The sequence below is a fragment of the Subtercola endophyticus genome (genome assembly GCF_021044565.1).
Lineage (GTDB): Bacteria > Actinomycetota > Actinomycetes > Actinomycetales > Microbacteriaceae > Subtercola > Subtercola endophyticus.
In genome coordinates this window covers 3890063-3912624 of the sequence record NZ_CP087997.1, presented here as the reverse complement: position 1 = coordinate 3912624, position 22562 = coordinate 3890063, and the positions used below count along the sequence as shown (strand labels likewise).

Genomic DNA, 22562 nt, shown 5'->3' with positions numbered 1-22562 from the left:
GTTCATACGCCATTATAACTTGCACAGTGGTGTGCAAGTTATTATGATGGAGGGGTGCAAACCACTCTTTCTCCGAAGCCACCGCGGCGCGATGCGGCCGAGAACCGCATCGCGATTCTCGAATCAGCCCGGGTGCTGCTCAACCGCGATCCGGAGGCCTCGCTCGAGGCCATCGCGGCCGGCGCCGGGCTCTCTCGCCGCTCGATCTACGGGCACTTCGCTACGCGCGACGAGCTGATCGGCGAGATCCAGACGCTCGGCGGACAGCGGGTCACCGCCGCACTGGCGCACATTGACCACATCGACTCACGCGTGGCCATCGCCCTCATCGGCGCGCGCCTGTGGAGCGAGGTCGAGAACGTGCGCGTCATGGCCCAGCTTGCGGTGCGCGGGCCGCAGCGCGCGACCTTCGCCGAGACCCTCCGCCCCGTGCGATCGAAGCTGCTCGCCATCGTCGAACGCGGAATCGTCGCCCGCGAACTGCGCGGCGACATGGATGCCCTCACCCTCGCCAACCTCATCGAAGGCGCCGCGCTGTCGGTGCTCGACGAGGCCATTCGCGCCAATCTCTCCAACGCCGACGGGCATCGCCTCGTGATGCTCGCGACGCTCGGTACGGCCGGGCTCTCGTGGCACGAGGCGGCCGCGGTCGTCAAACATCACCCTGAGCTGCAGTTCAGCGAGTCGCCCCTCCTCCGCCCGGAGCCGAGTGCCCCGGCACCCCTCACCCGATCCGAAACGAGCACGTTATGAAGGTCATCCTGAACCGCGTTTCGAAGGGCCATGACGGCGAGAATCTGCCCGCCACCTCGCTCAGCTACGAATCGGGCGCGGTCACGCTCGAGGTCATCGAGACCGCGCGCCGCCCCACGGTGCTTGCCCTTCTGGCGACGGGCCGCATGGCTCCGGATGCCGGGACCATCCTGTTCGACGACCGAACCGACCCCACGGCGCTGCGCACCGTCACCGCCATCGTCGATGCTCCCGACGTCAGCGAGCCGGTCGCCGATCTGCGCCTGACCGCCGTCGTACGCGAAGAACTGATGTTCGCCGATCGACCGAACTCTCGAAGCGCCGCCCTCGACGCGCTCACCGAACTGAACGCGGCGCAGTACGCCGACTTCGAGACACAGAACGTTCCGCCGATGGTGCGACTGCGCATCCTGAGCGAACTGGCCGTATCGCGCCCGGGCATCGAGGGTGTCGTCCTCACGTCCCCCGATCGGCACGGCGGCGATCCGTTCGACTGGTGGGCGATCGCCTCCGATCTCGCACTGCGCGGGCTCGCCGTGCTCGTCATCGCCAGCGAGGCCTCGATCTCGGTGGTGCGCGACGTCAGCGCGCAGTTCGAGCGCGACCGGCTCGCCGAACTCGAGCGCCAGGCCGCCGCCTCCCGGCGCCAGGCCGCCGCAGACGCCGAGGCCGCCGGCCGCGCCGAAACGGATGCCCTGCAGCAGCCCGCCGACGAAGTCATCACCCCAGCCGAACCGGCTGCCGCCTCACCGGCACCAGCCAGGGCGAAGCCCCCCGCGACAGTCCGCACCGCAACCACCCCAGCCGCGACACGCACGCCGGCTATCCCCACGGCCCCTGCGGCGCCCAGCACCCCCACGGCCCCTGCGGCACCCCGATCCCACACGGCGCCCGCGGCGCCCCACACCCCGACCACCCCCGACCCCTCCAGCGCAGCCAGCGACGCCCGCGCCACCTCAGCACACAACAAAGGCATCGCATGAAAATCGTCACCCTCGTCACCGGCGAATTCCGCCGGCTGACCGCCACCAGCCTTGCTCGGCTCGCCCTGGTGGCGCTGATGCTCGTTCCGGTGATTTACGCCGGCCTCTACCTCTGGGCCAACAGCGACCCGTACGGCAACGTGAAGAACATTCCGGTCGCCCTCGTTGTGCAAGACACCGGGGCCACCGTCGACGGCAAGCAGGTGAACTACGGCCAGCAGGTGCACGACCAGCTGATGAAAGACGGCAGCGTCGACTGGATCGATGCCACCTCAGACCAGGCTGCCAGCGGCATCAAAGACGGCACCTACGACTTCATTCTGACCCTCGGCCCCGACTTCTCCACGTTGCTCACCTCGTCGGGCACGGCAACACCGCAACAGGCGGTTGTGCAGCTGACCACGAACGATACCAACAGCTTTCTCGCCAGCACCATCGCGGGAACCGTTGCCGAGAAGGTACGGCTGAGCATCTCGCAGCAAGTCGGTGAGGCCGCGGCGCTGCAGTTTCTCAACGGATTCGCGACCATCCATTCGAACCTGAGTACTGCTGTCGACGGCGCGAACCAGCTGGCGGATGGCGCTGCGCAGGCGCAGGCCGGAGCATCCAGTCTCGCCAGCGGAGCCGCGCAGGTGAACTCGGGCGCCGCCGATCTGGCCTCGGGGGCCGCCACCGCGGCGAGCGGAGCATCCACTCTCTCGAGCGGAGCATCCCAGGCGGCAACGGGCGCTTCGACCCTCGCCAGCGGCGCAGCGCAGACCAACACGGGCGCGCAGCAGTTGAGCAGCGGGCTCGGCACCCTGAACAGCCAGTCCTCGAGCCTGCCCAGCCAGACGGCCACGCTCAACTCGGGCGCGCAGAAGGTCGCCGACGGCAACAAGAAACTCGCCGACGGCGCCGCGCCTGTTGCCGCGACGGTACAAGACGCTGCGAACGAGGTTCCCACCGTTCGGGCCAACATCGTGGAGCAACTCGACAAGACGACCCTCACCACCGAGGAGAAAAACGCCATTCTCGCCCAGCTCGACAAGGTGGGCGACGCCATCGTGTCGGGCAATAGCCAGGTGCAGACGCTGAACGGCCAGATCTCCGACCTCTCGTCGGGCGCTGCCCTGGTGGCCGCAGGCACTCAACAACTAGCGGATGCCGCACCGGCCCTGAGCGCAGGCATCAGTTCGGCCAGCAGTGGTGCCGCGCAAGTCGCGTCGGGCACGCAGCAGGTTTCTGACGGGGCATCCACCCTCGCAGACGGAACCCAGCAGCTCGCCACCGGCGCCGCCGCGCTCGCCACAGGAACGCAGCAACTCGCCGACGGCTCTGCGACCCTCAAGACCGGCACCCAGCAGCTCGCCGACGGCAGCGCCACCCTCGCGACCGGCACCGCCAGCCTGAACACAGGCGTCGACAAACTGCGTGACGGGCTCGTTTCGGGGCTCGCCCAGGTTCCGAATTACACCGGCGACCAGGCGCAGACGGCCGCGGCGGTCATCGCCACGCCTGCCCGGGTCGACACCGATTCGGTTACGAAGGCCACCACATACGGCGCCGGCATGGCCCCGTTCTTCATCAGCCTCGCGGCCTGGATCGGCATCTACGCATTGTTCCTCATCATCAAGCCGCTGTCGAAGCGGGCGCTCACGGCGCTTCGTGCGCCGCTGAAAGTCGCGCTGGCGGGCTGGCTCGCGCCCGCCGCGCTGGGCGCGCTGCAGATGGTGGCGGTCTACCTCGTGGTGACGCTGGCGCTCGGCTTCGGGGTCGCGAATGCGCCCGGGATGCTCGCCTTCATGATTCTCACGTCGATAACGTTCGCAGCGATCATCCTGGCGCTGAACGTGTGGCTCGGCAGCGTGGGGCAGTTCATCGGGCTCGTGCTGATGGTCGTGCAGCTCGTGACGGCGGGTGGCACGTTCCCGTGGCAGACGCTGCCCGGGCCGCTCGCCGCGCTGCATCACGCCCTGCCGATGAGTTATGCCGTCGACGGCATGCGGCAGCTCATGTACGGCGGCGACATGATGCTGGCGCTCAACGACGCCGGAGTGCTGGCGATCTGGCTGCTCGCGGCCGGTGCCTTCACGTACTTCCTCGCCAGTCGCGCGACCCGCTCCCGCACCCTGCGCGACCTGCGCCCCTCCCTCATCGGCTGAGCGGCTTGCCCGGCCGCCTGCCTGCCCGCCCCGCTCGGCTTTGCGGAGAAGCACCTAAACCCGCCCTTTTGGGTGCTTCTCCGCACAACGGATCACCCGGCTAGCGCCGAGATGCACCCACCCGCCGCCACCCAGCCCGGCACCCCCTACCCGCCACCCAGCCCGACACCCCTACCCGCCACCCGCCCCCAGGCACCGGCCTGCCCGCCCCCACCGATCGGCTTTGCGGAGAGGCACCTAAACCCGCACCTTTGGGTGCTTCTCCGCACAACGGATCACGCGGCTAGCACCGAGACGCACCCAGCCACCCCACCCGGCCCGGCACCCGCCACCCGCCCACCCGCCCGCACCGATCGGCTTTGCGGAGAAGCACCTAAACCCGCACCTTTGGGTGCTTCTCCGCACAACGGATCACCCGGCTAGCGCCGAGACGCACCCCCACCTGCCACCCGGCCCGCCACCCGCCACCCGCCCCCAGGCACCCACCCGCCACCCGCCACCCGCCACAACTGGAATAGCCATGGCTACTTCTCCGCCCAAATCAATGCGCGGCGCAGAGAGCGAGCGGCCGTCCGGGCCGCACGCGGCGCCCCGCCCTCCGCCCGCTTACTGCACGGTGAGCTGGATGGTGTGGTACCCGGTCGAGCCGTCGGGGGCCGGCGGGGCTTCGTCGGGCGTCTGGGTGTAACCCGAGGCATCCGTCGCCCGCACGGCGATCGTGTGATCTCCCGAGGTGGCCTGCCACGGCAACACCCACTGGCGCCAGGTGTCGGCCGAGATCGCGTCGGCGAGGGTGGCCTCGGCCCAGGTTCCGTTATCGATCTGCACCTCCACCTTGGTGATGCCGGTGTGCTGCGCCCAGGCGACGCCGGCGATGGGGATCGTTCCGGCGCTCTGGCCGGAGGCGTTTTTCGGGGTGTCGATGCGCGACGAGGTCTTGATGGGTCCGAGGGCGCTCCAGCCGCGCGGAGTCCAGTACCCCATGTCTTGAGCGAACGTCGTCACCTTCATCTCGACGACCCACTTCGTGGCCGAGACGTATCCGTAGAGCCCCGGCACCACGAGGCGAGCCGGAAAACCGTGCTCGACCGGCAGCGGCGCCCCGTTCATCCCGACCGCCAGCATCGACTGCCGATTCTTGTCTTGCAGCACCTCGAGCGGCGAGCCCGCCGTAAAGCCGTCGGAGCTCTTCGAGAGCACCATGTCGGCCCCGGCCGTGGGCTTGGCTCGCGCGAGTAGGTCGCGCAGCGGATAGCCGAGCCAGGTCGCGTTGCCGATCAGGTCGCCGCCGACCTCGTTCGACACGCAGGTCAGCGTGACGGTGTCTTCGATGAGCGGCAGGGCGAGCACGTCGGCGAACGACAGCGTCACCTCGTTCTCGACCATGCCGTAGATGCGCAAGCTCCAGGTGTCGGGGTTGAGCTGCGGAACCTGCAACGCTGTGTCGATGCGATAGAAGTCGGCCGCTGGGGTGATGACCGGGCTCAGCCCCGTGAGGCCGAGCTCTGCACCCGACGGGATGACCGGGGCCGGCGTCGCGGGCGCCGGAAGAACGAGGGCGTTTCGAGCCGACGTCACCGCCGCCGCCGTGGCATTCATCAGGCGCGAACCGAGGCCGACGATGGCTGACCCCGCTGCTGCCACGATGAAGAAGGTCAGAAACTGGCGACGTTCGTAGGAGGCGGGCCCGGTGCGCACGCCGGGCGTGACCCGCGGGCCGGGCGGTACAGGCGATTCGCGCGTCACGGTGGGTCGACTGACCCGGGGGTCGGGTGCGCCGTCTTCAGGCGGATCGGAGGCCGCCGGGTCTCTCGCCACCTCGGCGGCGATCGGCACGCTGACGCCGCTCGCGATGACGGCAGCGGCCGCTGCCGCACGTTTGCGCGTTCCCTCTTCGCGCGACTCCCAGCGCTTCAGCCGCTGCTGCAGGGCGCGCAAGACGAGCACTCCGACGAACATGCCCACAACCGTGGGTACGGCGGCGAAACCGGATGCCCCCTCCCGCGTCGTGACGGCGATCACCGCGATGGCAGAGAACACGATCAGCACCACAATGCCCCACGGCGGCCGACGATACTGCAGCAGCCCGGCGGCACACGCCCCGATCACGATGACGATCGCCAGCAGTGTGAGCAGCGCGGCCTTGTCGCCCGTGCCGAACAGGGAGATCATCAGGTCTTTGACGCCCGGCGGCGCGAGGTCGATCATCAGCGAACCGACGGCGAACAGCGGGCTGCTCTCGGCGCTCAGAAACACCGCGACGAGCTCGGCCGACGCAAGCACAGCGGCGGCAGCGACCACACCCGTCAGGGCAGCCCACACATTGCGTCGCATACGTTCACATTAGGCGCGCTTGCCTGTATGCCAGCCTGAAGCCGCCATCACCATCGAGCTACGCGTTTGTGCGGGTGCCACGGCTCACCACCCGCACAAACTCGTAGCTCGATCATCCACCGGCCGGGCGAGAGAGGGCGGGGCGTGGGCTACGGGGCGGGCCAGATGAGGTCGGTGCCGTTGTAGATCGCCTTGAGGAAGGAGGAGTCGGTCGCTTTCGCCGGGTCGGGGGCGCTCGGCAGAACACCGCTCGAGACGAGGAACGTGATTTCCTTCGCCATCAGGTCGGAGTTGAGCGACCCGAGCGGCGTTCCGGCGGGCTGCGACTTCGTGACGAGGCCCGTCTCCGTCTGCCAGACCTGCACGTTGTGGTCGACGTCGTAGCCCGCACCCGAGAGGGCGCCCGCGTAGCCGACGCACTCGGCGGCATTCGTGAGGCAGTAGTCGTAGGCGTGAAAGGATGCCCGCAAGAAGTCCTCGGTCGCCGTCGGGTTGGCCGTGATGAACGCCGGGTTCGCCGCGACCGTGCCGAACGTGCCCGGAATGCCGTAATCCTCCGGGTTCCACTGCGTCACGTCGGTGCCGTCGGCCTTCAACGTCAGCGGCTCGTTCGACTTGTACCCGGTCAGCGACTGCACCTGACCACGCGGCAGGATGGTCGGGTCGTAGCCCACGACCACCTGAGTGATGGAGCCGAGGTCGACACCGGCATCCACCAGCATGGTCTGGATCTCGGGCGGCAGCTGCCCCTTCTGACCGAGTGTGGTCCCGTCGAGCTGCTTGAGGTTCGTGATGCTGGGCATGGTCATCAGCGTGGCGATCGGCACCTGCCCGTAGGTCGCGATGCCCGTCACGTCGACCCCGTTCGCCTGCGACCGCAACAGATCTGCGTCGCCGCCGAGGTCGGTGAGCTGTGCGGTTCCGGCCGCGACGAGCTGCGCGTTCGCGGCCGTGTCACCCGTGCCCGGCTGAATCTGCACGTCGAGGCAGAGGGCGTCGAAGTAGCCGAGCTGCTTGGCCGCGAGAACGTCGAGGATGCTCGCCGAGGCCTGGTACTGATACCCGGTGATGTAGTTGATGGTGCCGGCGGCCTTGTTCTGGGCGCAGCGCTCGGCCGAGATGGCGGATCCGGAGGCGGGCGCCGAAGAGCTGACCGGGCCCGAGGCGGAGGATGAGCATCCACTCAGTGTTAACGCGGTTGCGGCCAATACAGCGGCGACAGTCGCGAAAATTCGCGTGCGGGAGCGGCCAGGGCGGTGCGAGCGGGTCAGCATGGTGTCCGTTCTGTCGGGAGTCAAGTGTTTCACGATCGGCGGGACTGCTGCGACTCGTGCCAGCGCAACACGCGCCGCTCGACGACGATCACCACGAGCAACAGCAGCGATCCCATCGCCGCGAGGCAGGCGATGGCCGCGTACACCACAGCGAGCCGCGAGTTGGCCGACGCCACGCTGATCACCGTGCCGAGCCCTTTGCCCGCGCCGGGCGCGGAGAACTCCGCGACGACTGCGCCGACGAGCGACAGCGGAAACACGACTCGAAGGGCCGCGAACAGATACGGCAGGCTGCCGGGCAACCGCAACCGCCACAGAATCTCGAGCCGCGACGCGTGCAGGGTTTCGAAGACTTGCAGCACCGGCACCGCGGCCGAATTGAGCCCCGTGATGAGGTTCATCAGAATCGGGAAAAACGTGATGAGCGCCGTGACGATGAGCTTCGGCGCCGGCCCGAACCCGAACGCCACGACCAGGGCGGGCGCGATCGCCACGACCGGCGTCACGTTCAGGATGATCGCCAGCGGCATGATCGCTCGCCTCAGCAGCCCCGATTCCGTGACGAGCACGGCGACGATGAAGGCTGACACCAGCCCGATGGCGAGACCGATGAGCGCTTCGCTCAGCGTTGCGCCCGCGTTCTCGAGGTAGAACGGCGTCTCGGTGACCAGTTGCAGGCCCACCTGGCCGAGGCGCGGAAGCAGGTAGGGGTTGTTGATCGCCACCCACTCCCAGATGACGCCGGCGACCACCACGGCAACCACGGTCGGCAGCCAGAAGGCGGGAGACCAGCGCGAGCGGGTCACTCCCCACTCGCCACGCTGAGCGCGCCCACCACGGTTGCCTCGCTCGGCACGCGGTGCGGCCTGCTCGTCGCTCACGAGAGTTCCACCCCGGCGAGACGCAACTTCTCGCGGATGAGGTCTTCGTATTCATGCAGCGCCGCCGACTCGACCAGTCCGCTGCGCCGCGGCCGCGGAACGTCGATCGGCACGATCGAGGCAATGCGGCCGGGCCGCGGTGACATCACCACGACCGCATCCGAGAGCACCACCGCCTCGGGCACCGAGTGCGTCACGAAAACCACCGTGCTCCTGAGCTTCGACCACAGCGCCAGCAGTTGGTCTTGCGTGGATTCGCGGGTGAATTCGTCGAGGGCAGAAAAGGGTTCATCCATCAGCAACAGGTCGGCCTGGGTCGCGAAGGCGCGCGCGATGGCCACGCGCTGCTGCATTCCACCCGAGAGCTCGTGCGGGAGGGCCCTCAACGAGTCGCCGAGTCCGAGTTCGGTGAGCAGAGCCACGGGATCGGCCGCTGCGTGCGGGGTGGGCTGCGGGCGCGGGGGTGCGGCGAGGGCCCCGGGCGCCGCGGCGGCCGGGTGGGCGGCGTTCGGGCGGGCATCCGGCCGTTCGGCGGCTGCTCGTTCGGCGGCTTCTCGTTCGGCGGCTTCTCGTTCGGCGGCGCCGCGCCGGGCATCCGCTCGCCGGTTCACGCGCGAGGGCAGTTTCACGTTCGCGAGCACGCTCGCCCACGGCAGCAACGCCGGAACCTGCGGCATGAACGCGATGCGTTTGGCCGCCGAGGCTTCGGCGGGGGTGCTGCCGAAGATGCTGACGCTTCCGGTATCGGGATGCTCGAGGCCCGCCATGAGGCGCAACAAGGTCGATTTGCCGCATCCGCTCGGGCCGATGATGCTCACGAACTGGCCGCGCGTCATCTCGAAGTCGACCGCGGCGAGCGCTTCGCGGCGGGATCCGGGGCGGCCGTACGACTTCGACGCGCCCGTCACGACGAGGCGGTCGGAGTCGGAGTCGGTCACCACTCGACTATACGGCCGGGCTGTTACGCCCGTTTTACGCGGCCGCGGGCGGCGGGCGGGCGGATGTTCGCTCCCGCGTTCGGGCTCAACCGCAACGCCTCGACCGTCGAGACCAGGGTGATGGCGCCGATGACGAGAAAGCTGAACTGAAACGCGCCGAGTCCGCCCCAGGTCGCCTCGCCGGCGCGCAGTGCCACGGCGCCCACCGCTACTCCGAAGCCGGCCGCGACCTGCTGCAGGGTCGACGTGAGGGTGTTCGCGTCGGTCATTTCGGACTGCGGAACGTCGGCGAACGCAATGGTGTTGTACGCCGTGAAGCCCGTCGAACGGGCAACCCCGCTGAAGACGAGCAGCACCGCGACGACGACCAGCGGAGTCTCCGCGGTGAGAAAAGCGCAGAGCACCATGCTGAGCGCCGCCCCCAGAGTCGCCGCCACGAGCACCGGCCGAAAGCCGAACCGGCGCAGCATGGGCGTGGTGAGCGGCTTTATCGCGAAGTTGCCGATGAAGACGAAGAGCACCAGTGTTCCGGCCAGCACGGGCGAATAGCCGAACTCGTCTTGAAAGAGTAGCGGCAGCAAGAACGGAACCGCGAACAACGTCATTCGGTACACGGCGCCGCCGGCGTTCGACACCCGGAACGTCTCGATGCGAAGCGACCGCAGTCGCAGCAGCGGCGTGCTGGTGCGCAAGAAGTGCGCCGTCGCAAGTGCGAGCATCCCGAGGCCGACAACCGCGAGCACGATGAGTTCTACCGCGTTCTGCTCGGTGCCGGCGAGAAGGGAACCGAGATACACCAGAACGCCGAGCCCGACGCTGGTGAGGCCGAGCCCCAGCCAGTCGAGCCGCGGTGGCGTTTCACGTTGTTCGCGCGGCAGGATGCGCGCGGCTACGACGAACGCGACCAGGCCGAGCGGCACGTTGATAAGAAAGATCCAGTGCCAGCTCGCGTAGGTGCTGAGGATCCCGCCGATCAGCGGCGCGATGACGGGCGCGGCGAGCGCCGGCCAGGTCAGCAACGCAACCGTGCGGATCAGGTCGGCCTTGCTCGTGATGCGCAACACCGCGAGGCGGCCGACCGGCACCATCAACGCCCCGCCGACGCCCTGCAGCACGCGGAAGACTGTCAGTTCGGTGAGGTTCTGGCTGAGCGCGCAGAGAATCGAGGCGAGCGTGAACACGGCGATCGCCGTCAAGAAGATGCGTCGCGCTCCGAACCGCTGGGTGAGCCAGCCGCTCAGCGGAATGAGCACCGCCAGCGTGAGCAGGTAGGCCGTGATCGCGACGCCGATGCTGAGCGATGCGACGCCGAAGTCCGCGCCGATGCTCGGGGCGGCCGTGGTCAGAATGGTGCCGTCGAGGTTCTCCATGAAGAAGGTTCCGGCGACGAGCAGGGCGATGTTGCGCTGGTGGTGCGGGCTCGCAATTCGTTCGCCGTCGGCAGGGTTTTGAGCATCCACGTCAGTACAGGCCCATCAACGTTTGACGCCGAGCTCCAGCAGCAGCACGCCGCCGATGACGAGCACGATGCCGGCGATCTGTACCCAGCTCAGAAACTCCTTGAATACCAGCCAACTGATGATCGTGACCAGCACGATGCCCACACCGCCCCAGACGGCGTAGGCGATTCCGAGCGGCACGCCCTTCTGCAGGGTGAGGGCGAGCATCGCGAAGCTCGCCACGTATCCGACCACGACGATGAGGTAAGCCCACCACCGGTTGGCGAAGGTAGCGCCCTCGCCCGACGTGAACTTCAGAAAGGCCGTGGCGACGACTTCGGAGACGATCGCCAGAGCCAGAAACAGGTACCCCACGCCCCCAGCCTAGGTCTGCGCCGCGGTGGGCACGTCGTTGGTGGTATCTCGGTGCCCCTTTGGGGCTGGCCCGGTGCTCCTTTGGGGCTGGCTCGGTGCGCTCTTGGTGCCGTCTCGGTGCTCCTTCGGTGCTCTCTCGCCCTCTCCGGACGCCTCATCGTTCGCGTCTGCGCCCTTTTGGCGTAGCTGCGGTAGTTGGGCACAAGCGCGGTACCTCGAACAGGCGCATGTGCGCCGAACCACCGCGCGTGACGGTCTGCGCCGCGGCTCGGACGGCCAGGCGAGATCGGGCACCCGAGCTGGTGGCGTCGGGCGCATCGGTCTGATGGCGTCCCGCGGCTCGGTGTGGGGGCCGGCGGGAGTGGCGCCTCAGGCCGTGATGGTGATGAGGGTTCCGAGCGGGAGCGCGTTGACGGCGGTGATCGCGTCGGCGGGCAGACGGATGCACCCGTGCGAGATCTGGCCGGTGTTCTCTTGTTCGAAGTGCACTCCGATGAGTCCGCCGTCGGAACCCCCGAAAGGTTCATCAGCCGCGGCGGAGTGCAGCGACGTGAGTTGGATCGGGTAGACCGACTCCCCCTGGCTCGCGTCGAGATAGCGGGCCTGGATGTACCCCGTGACGCCCGTGGGTGTCGGAGTATCGGGCGCGCCGACGCCCACCGCGAATGACTGATCGGGCTGACCCGGCGTCACGATGGTGAGCGTCTGCCCACCGAGCGAGACGTCGATGTGGCTGACCAGGTCGGCGTCTTTCGTGAGCAGACTCGTGCGGATCCAGGCTGTGGTCTGCGCCGGGGCACTGCCGTTGTTCGCCGACGGAAGCGCCTGCCGACTGGGCGTCAAGATGAGCGTCCAGTCGCCGACGGTCTGCACCGGCACCACCACCGTCGGATCCCCGAGAAAGTTCGACGCCGCCAGTCGCGCGACCGGCGTCACGCGGTCTGCCCCGTACAGCGCCGCGTCGACACTCAGGTGGAAGGTGGCTGCGGCCCCGGGTACGGTCGCCGGGGACCCGGTTGCAGGGGTCCCGGTCGCCGGGGAACCGGCTGCAGGGGAACCGGCTGCCGCCGACTGCCCCGCGGGCATCAGCCCGGCGATGGTCGCGTTGTACTTGGCCTCGGGCAGTGCAGCGATCGCATCGGCTGTCGGAGCAACATAGACCTCAGCTGGCGCCATCGAAGATGTCGCTGCTGCCGCTCCGGTCGTCTGCGGCGGCGCTTCGAACATCGCGCACGAGCTCAGAGCTATCGCGAGCGCAACGGTGGTTACCGCCGCGCTCGCGATGCGTCTCACCCTCTGCGCGTCGAGCTGACCCAGGTTTCGGGGGTGTCGCACTTTAGCCGGCGACCTGCGGCAGGTGGCCACCTGGGGTAGTCGGCGTGGGCGTCGGAGTCGGCGTGGGTGTCGGCGTGGGTGTCGGGGTGACCGCTGCGGCGTTCACATGCAGCGTGTAGCTCATGGTCGCGTCGGGATCGACGCCGTTCGAAGCGTGAAGCGCGAACGTGAAGTCCCCGCTCTCGGTCGGCGTGCCGACCAGCGCTCCGTCGACCAGGGTGACCCCGGCCGGCAGCGAACCGGTAACCGAGAACGTCATCGCAGACGGGGTTCCGGTCGCGGCGAACGGAAAGTTGTACGACGATCCGACGGTCGCAGCGCCCGGCGCGCCGGACGTGATCGTCGGACTCACTGTCGCGCCGAGAATCGAAACCGTGTTGTCCTTCTGATTCGAGACGTAGATCTCGTCGCCGGCGACGGCCACACCGGAGGGCTTGGCCCCGACCGGGCCGGCCCCGGTCACGGAGAACGACGTCGGGTCGATCACAGAAAGTACCGAAGCGTTGAAGTTGGCGACGTACACGGTACCTGAGCTCGGGTCGACCGCGAGTGCATTCGGATTCGCACTGACGGCGATAGGCGATCCCGAAACCTCGGCGCTCGTCGCGATGTTGAAGACACTTACGGTGTCGTTGTCGTAGTTCGCGATGTACGCCCGGCTCCGGCTCGAATCGACCGCCACGGCGTTGGGGCTTGCGAACGTTCCGCTGAGCCGCACATACGTGGTCGGGGTGTCGGCGTCGTAGACGAACACCGCGTTGTCGCCTTGGGCGGCGACCACGATCTTTCTGTTCACAGAGTCGACCGCGATGCCTTCGGGCTTGCTTGTCGCGCCGCCCGACCCGACAGTGAAGCCTTCGAGTGGAAATAGTGCGCCCGTGCGGTCATCGAGGGCCGTAACTGTGCCGTCGCCATAGTCGGCGACGTAAACGCGATGATTCACGGAATCCCATGCGAGGGCGTCGGGCGCCACGCCCACCGGGTCACCCGTGCTCGAAATTGTGTTCGTGCGGCCGTTGATGACGGTGACCGAATCATCTTCATACGCAGCGACGAAGACGAGGTCGTCAGCCTGATTGATCACAATGGCGCTCGGTTTCGCGTCCTTGTGGGTGCTGATACTGATCGTGTTCGTCACGAGGTGCGTTGAAGCATCGATGACGCTGATCGAATCGGAATCGGAATTGGCGACGTACACCTGCTTGTGGTGGGTGAGCGGATTGACGTTGTTGTCGAACGCGACGGCGACCGGCTTCAATTCGACCGAAACGGGCGAACCCGGAATGGGGCCGAAGTGCGTCGTTGCAGCGTTCGCCGAAGCAGCCAGGCCGAAGGCCGATAGCCCGACGACGGTGGCGATGCAGGCGGCGCGCGTAAGGCTGCGCGACAAAGAATGAGAATGTTTCAGTGACATACGACGAGGTTAGTCGATTAATCATCAGTTAAGCAAACGCCGACAGCATCCCCTCCAGCACAGCACAGCACGGCACGGCACGGCACGGCACGGCACAGCACAGCACAGCACAGCACAGCACTACAAGGCACTACACCGCACGACGAAAGGCGGGCCCGCACGCGCAGGCCCGCTTAGTTGTCTGCCGCCCAGATCAGCCCGCGACCTGCGGAAGGTAGGGAACGCTGCCCGTGGTGGTCGCTCCGCCGGTCGCCGCCGGAGTCGGGATGGGCGTCGGCGTCGTCGGGGGCGACACCGGGTTCACGGTGAGCGTGTACTGCATCGTCGCCTCGGGGTCGACGCCGTTCGAGGCGTGCAGCGTGAACGTGAAGGATCCGCTCGCCGTAGGTGTTCCGACGAGTTGACCGTTGACCAGCCGAAAGCCGGCAGGCAGGTCGCCCGTGGCGCTGTACGTGATCTCCGAAGGAGTGCCGGTCGCCGTGAACTGAAAGTTGTAGGGGTCGCCCACGGTGGCCGCACTCGGCGCGCCAGACGTGATTGTCGGACTCACCACCGTACCCAGAATCGACACCGAATCGACGCCGGTTCCTTGGTTCGAAACGTAGACGTCACCGGTGGCGGGGTCGACCGCGATACCCGACGGATGATCGCCCGGGAGTTCGACCGTCGCCACGTCGAGATCCGTGCTCGTCTTCGAGGGCGTGATGACGGAGACCGACGAATTCAGGTTCGCGACGTAGACCGCGTTGGTGGTCTCGTCGACCGCGAGCGCATTCGGGTTGTTGCCGACCGTGATCGGCGAACCGATGGCCTCTGTGCCATCGGTCGTGTCGATCACCGTGATGGTGTTGCTGTCGTAGTTCGCGACGTACGCCTCGCCGCTCTGAGAATTCACGGCGACCGCGTTCGGGCTATGGAAGGTCGTCGGCGAAGCGGTGACGGTGCCCTTGCTCCCGTCGATCAGATACACCTTGTTGTCACCCTGCGCAGCGACGACGATGCGATTCGCCTTCGAATCGAATGCGATGCCCTCTGGCTTGCTGTTCGCGCCAGACCCGACGCCCACCGACCCGAGGTACCCACCGGTTCTGTCGGCGAGAGCAGTGAAGGTGCCATCTCCGTAATCTGCGACGTAGACCCGATGCTGCACCGAATCCCACGCCAGAGCATCGGGCTTCGAACCCACCTTGGTGTAAGTCAACGTAGAGTGTGTTTTTCCGCCGATGACAAGAACGGCGTCGAGTCCATATTCGGCCACGAAGACAAGATCGTCGGCCTGGTTGATCGTAATGGCGCTCGGGTCGGCGCCCGTGACCAGCGGAATCGTATTCGTCACGAGACGAGTCGTCGCGTCGATGACGCTGATCGAATCAGAGTCGGAGTTCGCCACATACACCTGCTTGTGCCCCGCCGTATTGAGGTTGTCGTCGATGGCGACGGCCACTGGCTTCTGCCCCACAGCGACGGGCGGCGCCACCGGCCCGAAGTGCGTGGTCGCGGCGCTCGCCGACGACACGATGCCGAACGCCGACAGCGAGACCACAGAAGCGATGCAGGCGGTACGAACAACTCCCCGGAACACGATCTGAGCATGGTGAAGTGACATGCGACGAGGGTAACTGATTAAATGTCAATTATCCAAATGAGACGTGCTGCAGCACCCACGCGTGCATCGCCACCGCGGCCGCTGCCGACGCGTTCATCGAGCGGGTCGAGCCGAATTGGCTGATCTCGACGACGGCCGACGCGGCCGCGACGGCATCAGCCGTGAGACCCGGTCCTTCTTGCCCGAACAGCAGCACGCAGCGCGCCGGAAACGCAAAAGTTTCGATGAGTACGGATCCCGGAACGTTGTCGATCGCGATGATCGGCAGAGCATCCGCTTCGGCCCACGCGACGAACGACGAGACGGTCTCGTGATGCTGAATGTGCTGATAGCGGTCGGTCACCATGGCACCGCGACGGTTCCAGCGCTTGCGGCCGATCACATGAACGGTGTCGGCAGCGAAAGCGTTGGCACTGCGCACGATCGAGCCGATGTTCATGTCGTGCTGCCAGTTCTCGATGGCGACGTGAAACGGATGCCGGTGCTGGTCGAGATCGGCCACGATGGCTTCCATCGTCCAGTACCGGTAGCGATCGATCACATTGCGCGAATCACCGCGCTCGAGCAGTTCGGGGTCGTAGAACGGTTCCGTCGGAAGCTCGCCTCGCCACGGTCCCACACCGTTGGTGGAGAGCTCGATCGAAGGGTTGTCGACCGGAGGGTAGCGAGGCGCGTCTGACACAGCCCCAAGGTAGTCGATGCCCGGCGAGGGCGCAGAATCGAGGCGCGTCGGAGAAATGTTAGACGCGTCTAACATTTCGTGCCATACTCGGGGAATGGCGCTGGAACAGCGAACGGAAACGGCGGGGCCAACCGGCCCGAGCCCCGCGGCGACAAGCGCCACAGGCGCCACAAGCGCCTCAAGCCCGGCAGCGCCCCCCAGCAAGCCGCGCTCCCGAGCCGGCACGACCCCGCGCCTCCTCTTTCTGCTCGGCCCCGCGTTCGTCGCCGCCATCGCCTACGTCGACCCCGGCAACGTGGCCGCAAACCTCACCGCGGGGGCACGGTACGGCTACCTGCTGGTGTGGGTGCTGGTCGCTGCGAACGGCATGGCCATGATCATCCAGTACCAGTCGGCGAAGCTCGGCATCGTCACCGGCCACAGCCTGCCCGAGCTGCTCGGCGGGCGCATGCGAAAGTGGTCGCGCCGGTCGTTCTGGGTGCAGGCCGAACTCGTCGCGGCGGCCACCGATCTCGCGGAGGTCATCGGCGGAGCCATCGCCCTGCAACTGCTGTTCGGCCTGCCCCTTCTGCTCGGCGGGCTCATCGTGGGCGTCATCTCGATGGCCATTCTCGCGGTGCAGTCGCGCCGCGGGCAGCGCCCCTTCGAGACCGTCATCATGACGCTGCTCGCGGTGATCGCCGTGGGGTTTCTCGCCGGGCTCTTCGTCAGCCCCGTCGACTGGGGCGAGGCAGCGGGCGGTCTCGTACCCCGCTTCGCCGGAACCGACACCGTTCTGCTCGCCGCAGGGATGCTCGGTGCCACCGTCATGCCGCATGCGATCTATTTGCACTCCTCCCTGGCGCGCGACCGGCACGTGGCGCCCAGCACTCCCACCACCCCCATCGAGCTACGAGTTTCTGCGGGTGCGAGCCCGGAACACCCGCACAAACTCGCAGCTCGACGAGCTGCTAGTGCCGACACGGCCGGGAACGCGACGGAGTTGCACGGCGGCAGAGCACCGGCGGGCATCCGGCGACTGCTACATGCGACCAAGTGGGATGTGCTGGCCGCCCTCATTCTGGCCGGCGCCGTGAACATCGCCATGCTGCTCACCGCCGCCGCCAACCTCGGCGGAGTCACCGGCACCGACACCATCGCGGGCGCCCACGCCGCCATCACCGCCGCCCTCGGGCCGACCATCGGCGTCATCTTCGCCGTCGGACTGCTCGCCTCGGGCCTCGCCTCGACCTCGGTCGGGTCGTATGCGGGCGCCACCATCATGGCGGGGCTGCTGCGGGTGCGCATCCCTCTGCTGTTGCGACGGGTCATCACGCTCATCCCGGCGCTCATCATTCTCGGCGCCGGCGTCAACCCGACCTGGGCGCTTGTGCTGTCGCAGGTGTTTCTGAGCCTCGGTATTCCCTTCGCGCTGATTCCGCTGATCCGCCTCACGAGCGACCGGATGCTCATGGGCACTTTCGCGAACCGCCTCCCCGTGCGGGTTCTGTGCTGGGGCGTCGCGGTGCTCATCGTGGCGCTGAACCTGGCCCTCATCGGCCTCACGATCTCCGGTGGACTCGGCGGCTGACGCACTGCCTCACCACGGGCGCGGCGGCCTCACGAGACGGTGCGGCGAGGCGCGGCGCGGCACGGCCCGAGACCGGCGGCTCCCGCGAGGCCGGCTCCGGCGCGAGGCGGCGCAAGCGGTCGCATGCTCGCGCTCAGCGGCGGTAGAGCGCCGCGATCAGCTCGGTCGCGCGCTCGGTTCGCACGGTGTAACTGATCTTCGTCGAGCGGCGCACCACGGCGACTCCCGGCCCTGACGTGAAGAGCAGGCCGCGCTTGCCCGCGGGCAGCACCCGGTAGCCGGCTCCACCGTAGTCACGCGCGACGATCGACACGGGCTTGGCCGAGTCGACGTCGTTGCGAGCGAAGCGCACCCGCCACACCGGCGCGAGCGCCAGCGCAACCTGCGTCTCATCGACCACAACCGCGATGCGCACCACGAGCGCGAGCGCCCCCACTGCGATCAGCACGACGGCACCGATCACGGCGGCCACCGCACCGCCGCCCCGGAACGACGACGGGTCGATCAGCGTGGCATCCACGATGAGAAGAACGGCCGCGGCGAGCGCCAGAACACCGACCACACGAATCCAGGCGGGTGCCGGGGTGACCTCGCGAAACAGCACCCGCTGCCCCGCGCCGGTCGCCGAGCCGCCGCTCACGCCTCGACCTCCGTGACCCAAATGGCGTCGGCCGCGCGCTGCACGATGGCCACCGGATGCTCGGGGTCGCCGTCAAGGGCCACCCGAACATCCACCCCGGCGAGCCCCGCCTTCGCCGCCACTCCACCATCGCCCGGCGCCGCCGCAGCAGCCGCCTCGGCCGCGCCGACCGCTGCACCCGCGCCGCTCGGCGCGCTCACGCCACCAGCCGCCGCCCCAACATCGGCCGCCCCGGCAGGCGCCGCCTTCACCGCCACTCCACCATCGCCCGGCGCCGCCGCAGCAGCCGCCGCCGCAGCAGCAGCATCCGAGGCCGCCAGCACGGTCAGCCGCACTCCCGGCAGCACCCCGCGATCGGCCGCGTACCGCAACACTTCCGCGTCGGCATCCGAGATGCGCGATACGACGAGTGGATGCCCGGCGTCCGCCGCACTCAACCGCACCGCGGCGAGCCGAACCGAATCTCCCGCAGCCGACGGGATCGGATCGCCGTGCGGGTCTCGCGCCGGAAACCCGAGGCGCCGGTCAATGCGGTCGACGAGCGTGTCCGACACGGCGTGCTCCAGAACTTCTGCCTCGTCGTGCACCTCGTCCCACGAGTACCCGAGCATCTCCACGAGAAACGTCTCGACGAGCCGGTGGCGCCGCACCATCTGCACGGCGACCGAGCGGCCGGAGTCGGTGAGCTCGATGCTTCCGTAGGGCTCATGCTCGAGCATCCCGAGCCCGGCGAGCTTACGAATGCCGTCGGAGACGGTCGCAGTGCTCACACCCGTGCGGTCGGCGAGCTGCTTGACCGTGATGGGTTCACTCGACCATTCGGAGGCCGCCCAGATCACCTTGAGGTAATCCTGGGCCGCGGTGGTGAGACTCGAAACGGGCATAGGCCCAGTGTAGTTTTGCTCGGCGCGTGCGCTGCTGACACACGATCGGCGTAATTTCAATCCCTGCCGAAAAATAGTTAGCCTATCTAAATTTGTATTCGTGCACCGAGTACAAAATTCTTCTCAGCCCGCAGGTTTCGCGCTCAAACCGATCATCGAAACAGAGGTGATCAAGCGCGAAGCGGATGATCGACCTCGACCCCTTCGTGAGGCCGCCGCCGACGACGCAGTTGCTGCACCCGCGTATTCACGCACCGTTCATCACGGCGGCAACCGCTATTTCGCCACCGCCGGCATGGCCGAGATCTTTCGGGCGAAAACGCGGAAGATCGTCGCGTCGGGTGAGACCGAGCTTGTTCCGCTGCTGCACAGCACTGGGGTCGACCTGCTCGTGATCGGCCCGAACACGCAGTTCACCGTTGTGACGATCGAGATCGGGCACCACACCGCCGCCTGAGACGCTCCGGCGCGGCGGCGGGGAAGCGCGGCTGCAGCGCGGCCGCTCTTCAGCGCGAGAGCAGTGCGCGGCAACGCGGGCGGCTCTCAGCCGGAGCATCGGCGGCTCCCAGGCGCACAAGAACGCCGCGCAGTACCCTTGGGGTGATCACCCGTAAGGAGCGCCATGTCTCGTCGTGACGAAATCGAATGTTGGCTGACCGATATGGACGGCGTGCTCGTCCATGAGAACCAAGCTCTGCCGGGCGCCGCCGAGCTATTGCAGCAGTGGCGTGACGAGGGCAAGCCCTACCTCGTGCTCACGAACAACTCGATGTTCACCCCGCGTGACCTGAGCGCGCGCCTGCTCGCCTCCGGCCTCGAGGTACCCGAAGAGCGCATCTGGACGTCTGCTCTGGCAACCGCCGCCTTCCTGAAGTCGCAGCAGCCTGGCGGGTCGGCCTTCGTCATCGGCGAGGCGGGCATCACCACCGCGCTGCACGAGGCCGGCTTCATTCTCACCGACCAGAACCCCGACTTCGTGGTCGTCGGCGAGACGCGAAACTACTCGTTCGAGGCCATCACCCGGGCCATCCGGTTGATCACGGCAGGCGCTCGCTTCATCTCGACCAACCCCGACGCGACCGGCCCGAGTGCCGAGGGCCCGCTTCCGGCGACCGGCGCGGTCACCGCTCTCATCACGAAGGCCTGCGGCATGGAGCCGTACGTGGTCGGCAAGCCGAACCCGATGATGTTCCGGTCGGCCCTCAACAAGATCGGTGCGCACTCGGAGAACACGGGCATGATCGGCGACCGCATGGACACCGACGTGGTCGCCGGAATCGAAGCCGGGCTGCACACGATTCTCGTACTCACCGGCATCAGCGACCCGGCCGAGATCGCAAAGTACCCGTTCCGCCCCGACGAGATACTCAAGGGCGTCTACGAGCTGCTCTCGCCCGAGCCCGTCGAGTCCGACGAGATCTGAGCACCGCCACCGGGTTCGGGCGCCCGGCCCCGGCGCCAAGTACACCTAGCCGCGCGAGATCGGCTCCAGCGGCCGAAACCGGCACGTACAGCTGCCAGGCTCGGCCACGGGCGCCAGGATCGGCCATGCGTGCCGGGCTCGGCCACGCGCGGCGGACTCGGCCACGCGCGGCGGGCTCGGCCACGCGGCGGGCTCGGCCCCGCGCGGCGGATTCGGCCACGCGCAGGCGGCGTCAGCGCGCGGGCGCAGCAGCCGCGGCGGCGCGGGTCTCGCGCACGGCGGCCGCCGTGCCGCCGCTGTAGGCGGGGCCGTGGCCGGGCAGCACCCACGTCGCGGTGATTCCCTCGAGGTGGGCGAGCGACTCGAGCGCCTCGGCGGGGTCGTCGGTGAAGGGTGCAGGCTGCATTCCGGTTTGTCCGTTCAGCACATGACGGGTCGTGAGAGCGTCTCCGACGAACACAGCATCGGCGACGGGCGAATAGACGGCGATGCTGCCCGGCGAGTGCCCGGGCATCCGGATGACCTGCGGAGCTCCGGGCAGATCAAGAGTCTCACCACCCTTCAGCTCGACCACCTCGGTGAGGTACTTCGGCCGGATCATGCCCTTGCGCAGACTGTAGGCCGCGAACCCGAGCGTCGGACCGATCTTCATGTGGCCTCCCGAAGACTTGGACTTCTCGAGCCCCTTCGAGCGGGCCGCGTCGGCCTCATGAATGTAAATGGGCGCGCCGGTCTCGCGGTGCAGTTGCTCGGCGAATCCGATGTGGTCACTGTCGCCGTGCGTGATGATCGCGCCGCGAATGTCGCCCAGCGAGCGACCGATCGATGCGAGCTCGGCCTTCAGATCGGCGTACATGCCCGGCAGCCCGGCGTCGATCACGGTAATGCCTTCGTCGGTGACGACGAGGTAGGCGGCGACGATGTCGTTGCCGATGCGGTAGAGCGAGGGGCCGAGTTTCATCGGAATCTCCATTCGGGAGGTGAGTGTTCGCTATGCTTGCGTGATAGCTACTGTACGTAGCCATCATGGCTAATGTCAATAGCCATGCGAAGGATCGCCGGCAGCCCTGCGGCGAAAGCCGTGCTTCGCGCGGCGAGAAAGGCGGCCCGTCATGCCCACCCCCGATCGCACCTCCCTCGACGACATCGTGCGCGCCGGCCGCGACATTCTCGAGGCCGAGGGCGCCTCGAAGCTCACCATGCAGGCGGTCGCCAGCCGGGTCGGCGTGCGCGCACCCTCACTCTACAAACGGGTGAAGAGCCGCGACGAGCTCATCGGGCTCATCGCGGAGTCGGCCGTGAACGATCTGGCGCTGCGCCTGAAGACCGCGGCGACGATCGAGCCCGCACCGGATGCCCGCGAGCACCTCATCGCACTCGCGCACGAGTTCCGTGCCTTCGCCCTCGCGAACCCTGCGGGTTTTCACCTCATGTTCACGCCCTCGCCCGACCTCACTCGTCCCGACGTGACCCTCCTGGCGCGAGCCGCCCACCCCATCATGGAGGCGACCGCCCAGCTGGCCGGCCCCGACCATGCGCTCGAGGCGGCGCGCACCGTCACCGCCTGGGCGAACGGGTTCATCAGCATGGAACTGGCCGGCGCTTTTCAGCTCGGCGGCGACGTCGACCGCGCCTTCGAGTTCGGCATCACCCGACTCGCCGCGGCCCTCGCCGCCTGACGGCGCGCGTTGCGCCAACCGCACCCCGGGCATCCACTCGCCGCCCCCTCGCGCCACCACTCGCACCGCCCCCTCGCACCGCACTTCGCCCCGCACCCTGGGCCTGCCCCTTCGCGCCGGCCCCGGCTCGTGAGACACCTGCGCCGAGTTGAGGCCGCTACAACCGCCTCACTCGTGTGACAACGGCCTCACGAGCGCAGAGGAGAGA

General features: G+C 67.8%; 20 protein-coding genes. 7 read left to right on the top strand and 13 right to left on the bottom strand.

From position 1 onward, the window contains the following. Positions 1-54: 54 nt before the first annotated feature. Genes LQ955_RS18125 through LQ955_RS18115 form a run of 3 tightly spaced genes read left to right on the top strand, consistent with a single transcriptional unit; the run spans position 55 to position 3880 of the window. The gene (locus tag LQ955_RS18125; RefSeq protein ID WP_231025879.1) at positions 55-753 is read left to right on the top strand and encodes a TetR/AcrR family transcriptional regulator; all 699 of its coding nucleotides are present in this window, start codon (positions 55-57) and stop codon (positions 751-753) included. Continuing rightward, positions 750-1736, top strand: coding sequence for a hypothetical protein (locus LQ955_RS18120; RefSeq protein WP_231025878.1), 987 nt, complete (start codon positions 750-752; stop codon positions 1734-1736). Before LQ955_RS18125 ends, LQ955_RS18120 begins: the two co-directional genes overlap by 4 nt. Beyond that, positions 1733-3880 carry a YhgE/Pip domain-containing protein gene (locus tag LQ955_RS18115; RefSeq protein WP_231025877.1) on the top strand — a complete coding sequence of 716 codons (2148 nt, stop codon included), beginning with the start codon at positions 1733-1735 and terminating at the stop codon, positions 3878-3880. Before LQ955_RS18120 ends, LQ955_RS18115 begins: the two co-directional genes overlap by 4 nt. A gap of 606 nt (positions 3881-4486) precedes the next feature. On the opposite strand, the gene LQ955_RS18110 is transcribed toward LQ955_RS18115, so the two are convergent. The 10 genes from LQ955_RS18110 to LQ955_RS18065 all read right to left on the bottom strand — a co-directional run bounded on the left by LQ955_RS18110 (position 4487) and on the right by LQ955_RS18065 (position 16158). Further along, entirely contained in the window at positions 4487-6214 is a 1728-nt protein-coding gene (locus LQ955_RS18110) for a molybdopterin-dependent oxidoreductase (protein ID WP_231025876.1), read from the bottom strand. Positions 6215-6363: 149 nt separating this feature from the next. Beyond that, a complete protein-coding gene (locus tag LQ955_RS18105; RefSeq protein ID WP_231025875.1) occupies positions 6364-7422 on the bottom strand; it encodes an ABC transporter substrate-binding protein in 1059 nt (352 codons plus the stop codon). A 95-nt stretch (positions 7423-7517) separates the two neighbouring features. Beyond that, positions 7518-8369: an ABC transporter permease gene (locus LQ955_RS18100; protein WP_231025874.1), complete on the bottom strand. Its 852-nt coding sequence runs from the start codon at positions 8367-8369 to the stop codon at positions 7518-7520. Further along, complete coding sequence (locus LQ955_RS18095; RefSeq protein WP_231025873.1) at positions 8366-9307, bottom strand: ABC transporter ATP-binding protein; 942 nt, start codon at positions 9305-9307, stop codon at positions 8366-8368. Before LQ955_RS18095 ends, LQ955_RS18100 begins: the two co-directional genes overlap by 4 nt. Positions 9308-9330: 23 nt before the next feature. Next, the gene (locus tag LQ955_RS18090) at positions 9331-10767 is read right to left on the bottom strand and encodes an MDR family MFS transporter (RefSeq protein ID WP_231025872.1); all 1437 of its coding nucleotides are present in this window, start codon (positions 10765-10767) and stop codon (positions 9331-9333) included. A 15-nt stretch (positions 10768-10782) separates the two neighbouring features. Next, positions 10783-11121, bottom strand: coding sequence for a DMT family transporter (locus LQ955_RS18085; RefSeq protein WP_231025871.1), 339 nt, complete (start codon positions 11119-11121; stop codon positions 10783-10785). A gap of 369 nt (positions 11122-11490) precedes the next feature. Next, a complete protein-coding gene (locus tag LQ955_RS18080; RefSeq protein ID WP_231025870.1) occupies positions 11491-12297 on the bottom strand; it encodes a L,D-transpeptidase in 807 nt (268 codons plus the stop codon). 160 nt (positions 12298-12457) lie between these two features. Beyond that, positions 12458-13846 (bottom strand): YncE family protein, encoded by a 1389-nt coding sequence (locus tag LQ955_RS20095; protein WP_304961252.1) that lies wholly within the window; start codon positions 13844-13846, stop codon positions 12458-12460. Positions 13847-14063: 217 nt separating this feature from the next. Then, positions 14064-15476, bottom strand: coding sequence for a YncE family protein (locus LQ955_RS18070; protein WP_231025869.1), 1413 nt, complete (start codon positions 15474-15476; stop codon positions 14064-14066). A 28-nt stretch (positions 15477-15504) separates the two neighbouring features. Further along, entirely contained in the window at positions 15505-16158 is a 654-nt protein-coding gene (locus tag LQ955_RS18065) for a TrmH family RNA methyltransferase (protein ID WP_231025868.1), read from the bottom strand. A gap of 94 nt (positions 16159-16252) precedes the next feature. Here LQ955_RS18065 and LQ955_RS18060 point away from each other — a divergent pair, with 94 nt between their 5' ends. Further along, a complete protein-coding gene (locus tag LQ955_RS18060; RefSeq protein ID WP_231025867.1) occupies positions 16253-17728 on the top strand; it encodes an Nramp family divalent metal transporter in 1476 nt (491 codons plus the stop codon). 133 nt (positions 17729-17861) lie between these two features. Here LQ955_RS18060 and LQ955_RS18055 read toward each other — a convergent pair whose 3' ends face one another. Together LQ955_RS18055 and LQ955_RS20130 are read right to left on the bottom strand one after the other, a co-directional pair. Continuing rightward, positions 17862-18368: a hypothetical protein gene (locus tag LQ955_RS18055; RefSeq protein WP_231025866.1), complete on the bottom strand. Its 507-nt coding sequence runs from the start codon at positions 18366-18368 to the stop codon at positions 17862-17864. After that, positions 18365-19252 (bottom strand): metal-dependent transcriptional regulator, encoded by an 888-nt coding sequence (locus tag LQ955_RS20130; protein ID WP_313788363.1) that lies wholly within the window; start codon positions 19250-19252, stop codon positions 18365-18367. The genes LQ955_RS18055 and LQ955_RS20130 overlap by 4 nt, the downstream gene beginning before the upstream one ends. Positions 19253-19352: 100 nt before the next feature. Here LQ955_RS20130 and LQ955_RS18045 point away from each other — a divergent pair, with 100 nt between their 5' ends. Next, positions 19353-19709: a hypothetical protein gene (locus tag LQ955_RS18045; RefSeq protein ID WP_231025865.1), complete on the top strand. Its 357-nt coding sequence runs from the start codon at positions 19353-19355 to the stop codon at positions 19707-19709. Between the two features lie 165 nt (positions 19710-19874). Next, positions 19875-20675, top strand: coding sequence for an HAD-IIA family hydrolase (locus tag LQ955_RS18040; protein WP_231025864.1), 801 nt, complete (start codon positions 19875-19877; stop codon positions 20673-20675). 232 nt (positions 20676-20907) lie between these two features. Here LQ955_RS18040 and LQ955_RS18035 read toward each other — a convergent pair whose 3' ends face one another. Beyond that, on the bottom strand, positions 20908-21636 hold the full coding sequence (locus tag LQ955_RS18035) for an MBL fold metallo-hydrolase (RefSeq protein ID WP_231025863.1): 729 nt from the start codon (positions 21634-21636) through the stop codon (positions 20908-20910). 151 nt (positions 21637-21787) lie between these two features. On the opposite strand from LQ955_RS18035, the gene LQ955_RS18030 reads away from it, so the two are divergent. Then, positions 21788-22354 (top strand): TetR/AcrR family transcriptional regulator, encoded by a 567-nt coding sequence (locus LQ955_RS18030; protein WP_231025862.1) that lies wholly within the window; start codon positions 21788-21790, stop codon positions 22352-22354. Positions 22355-22562: the final 208 nt, after the last annotated feature.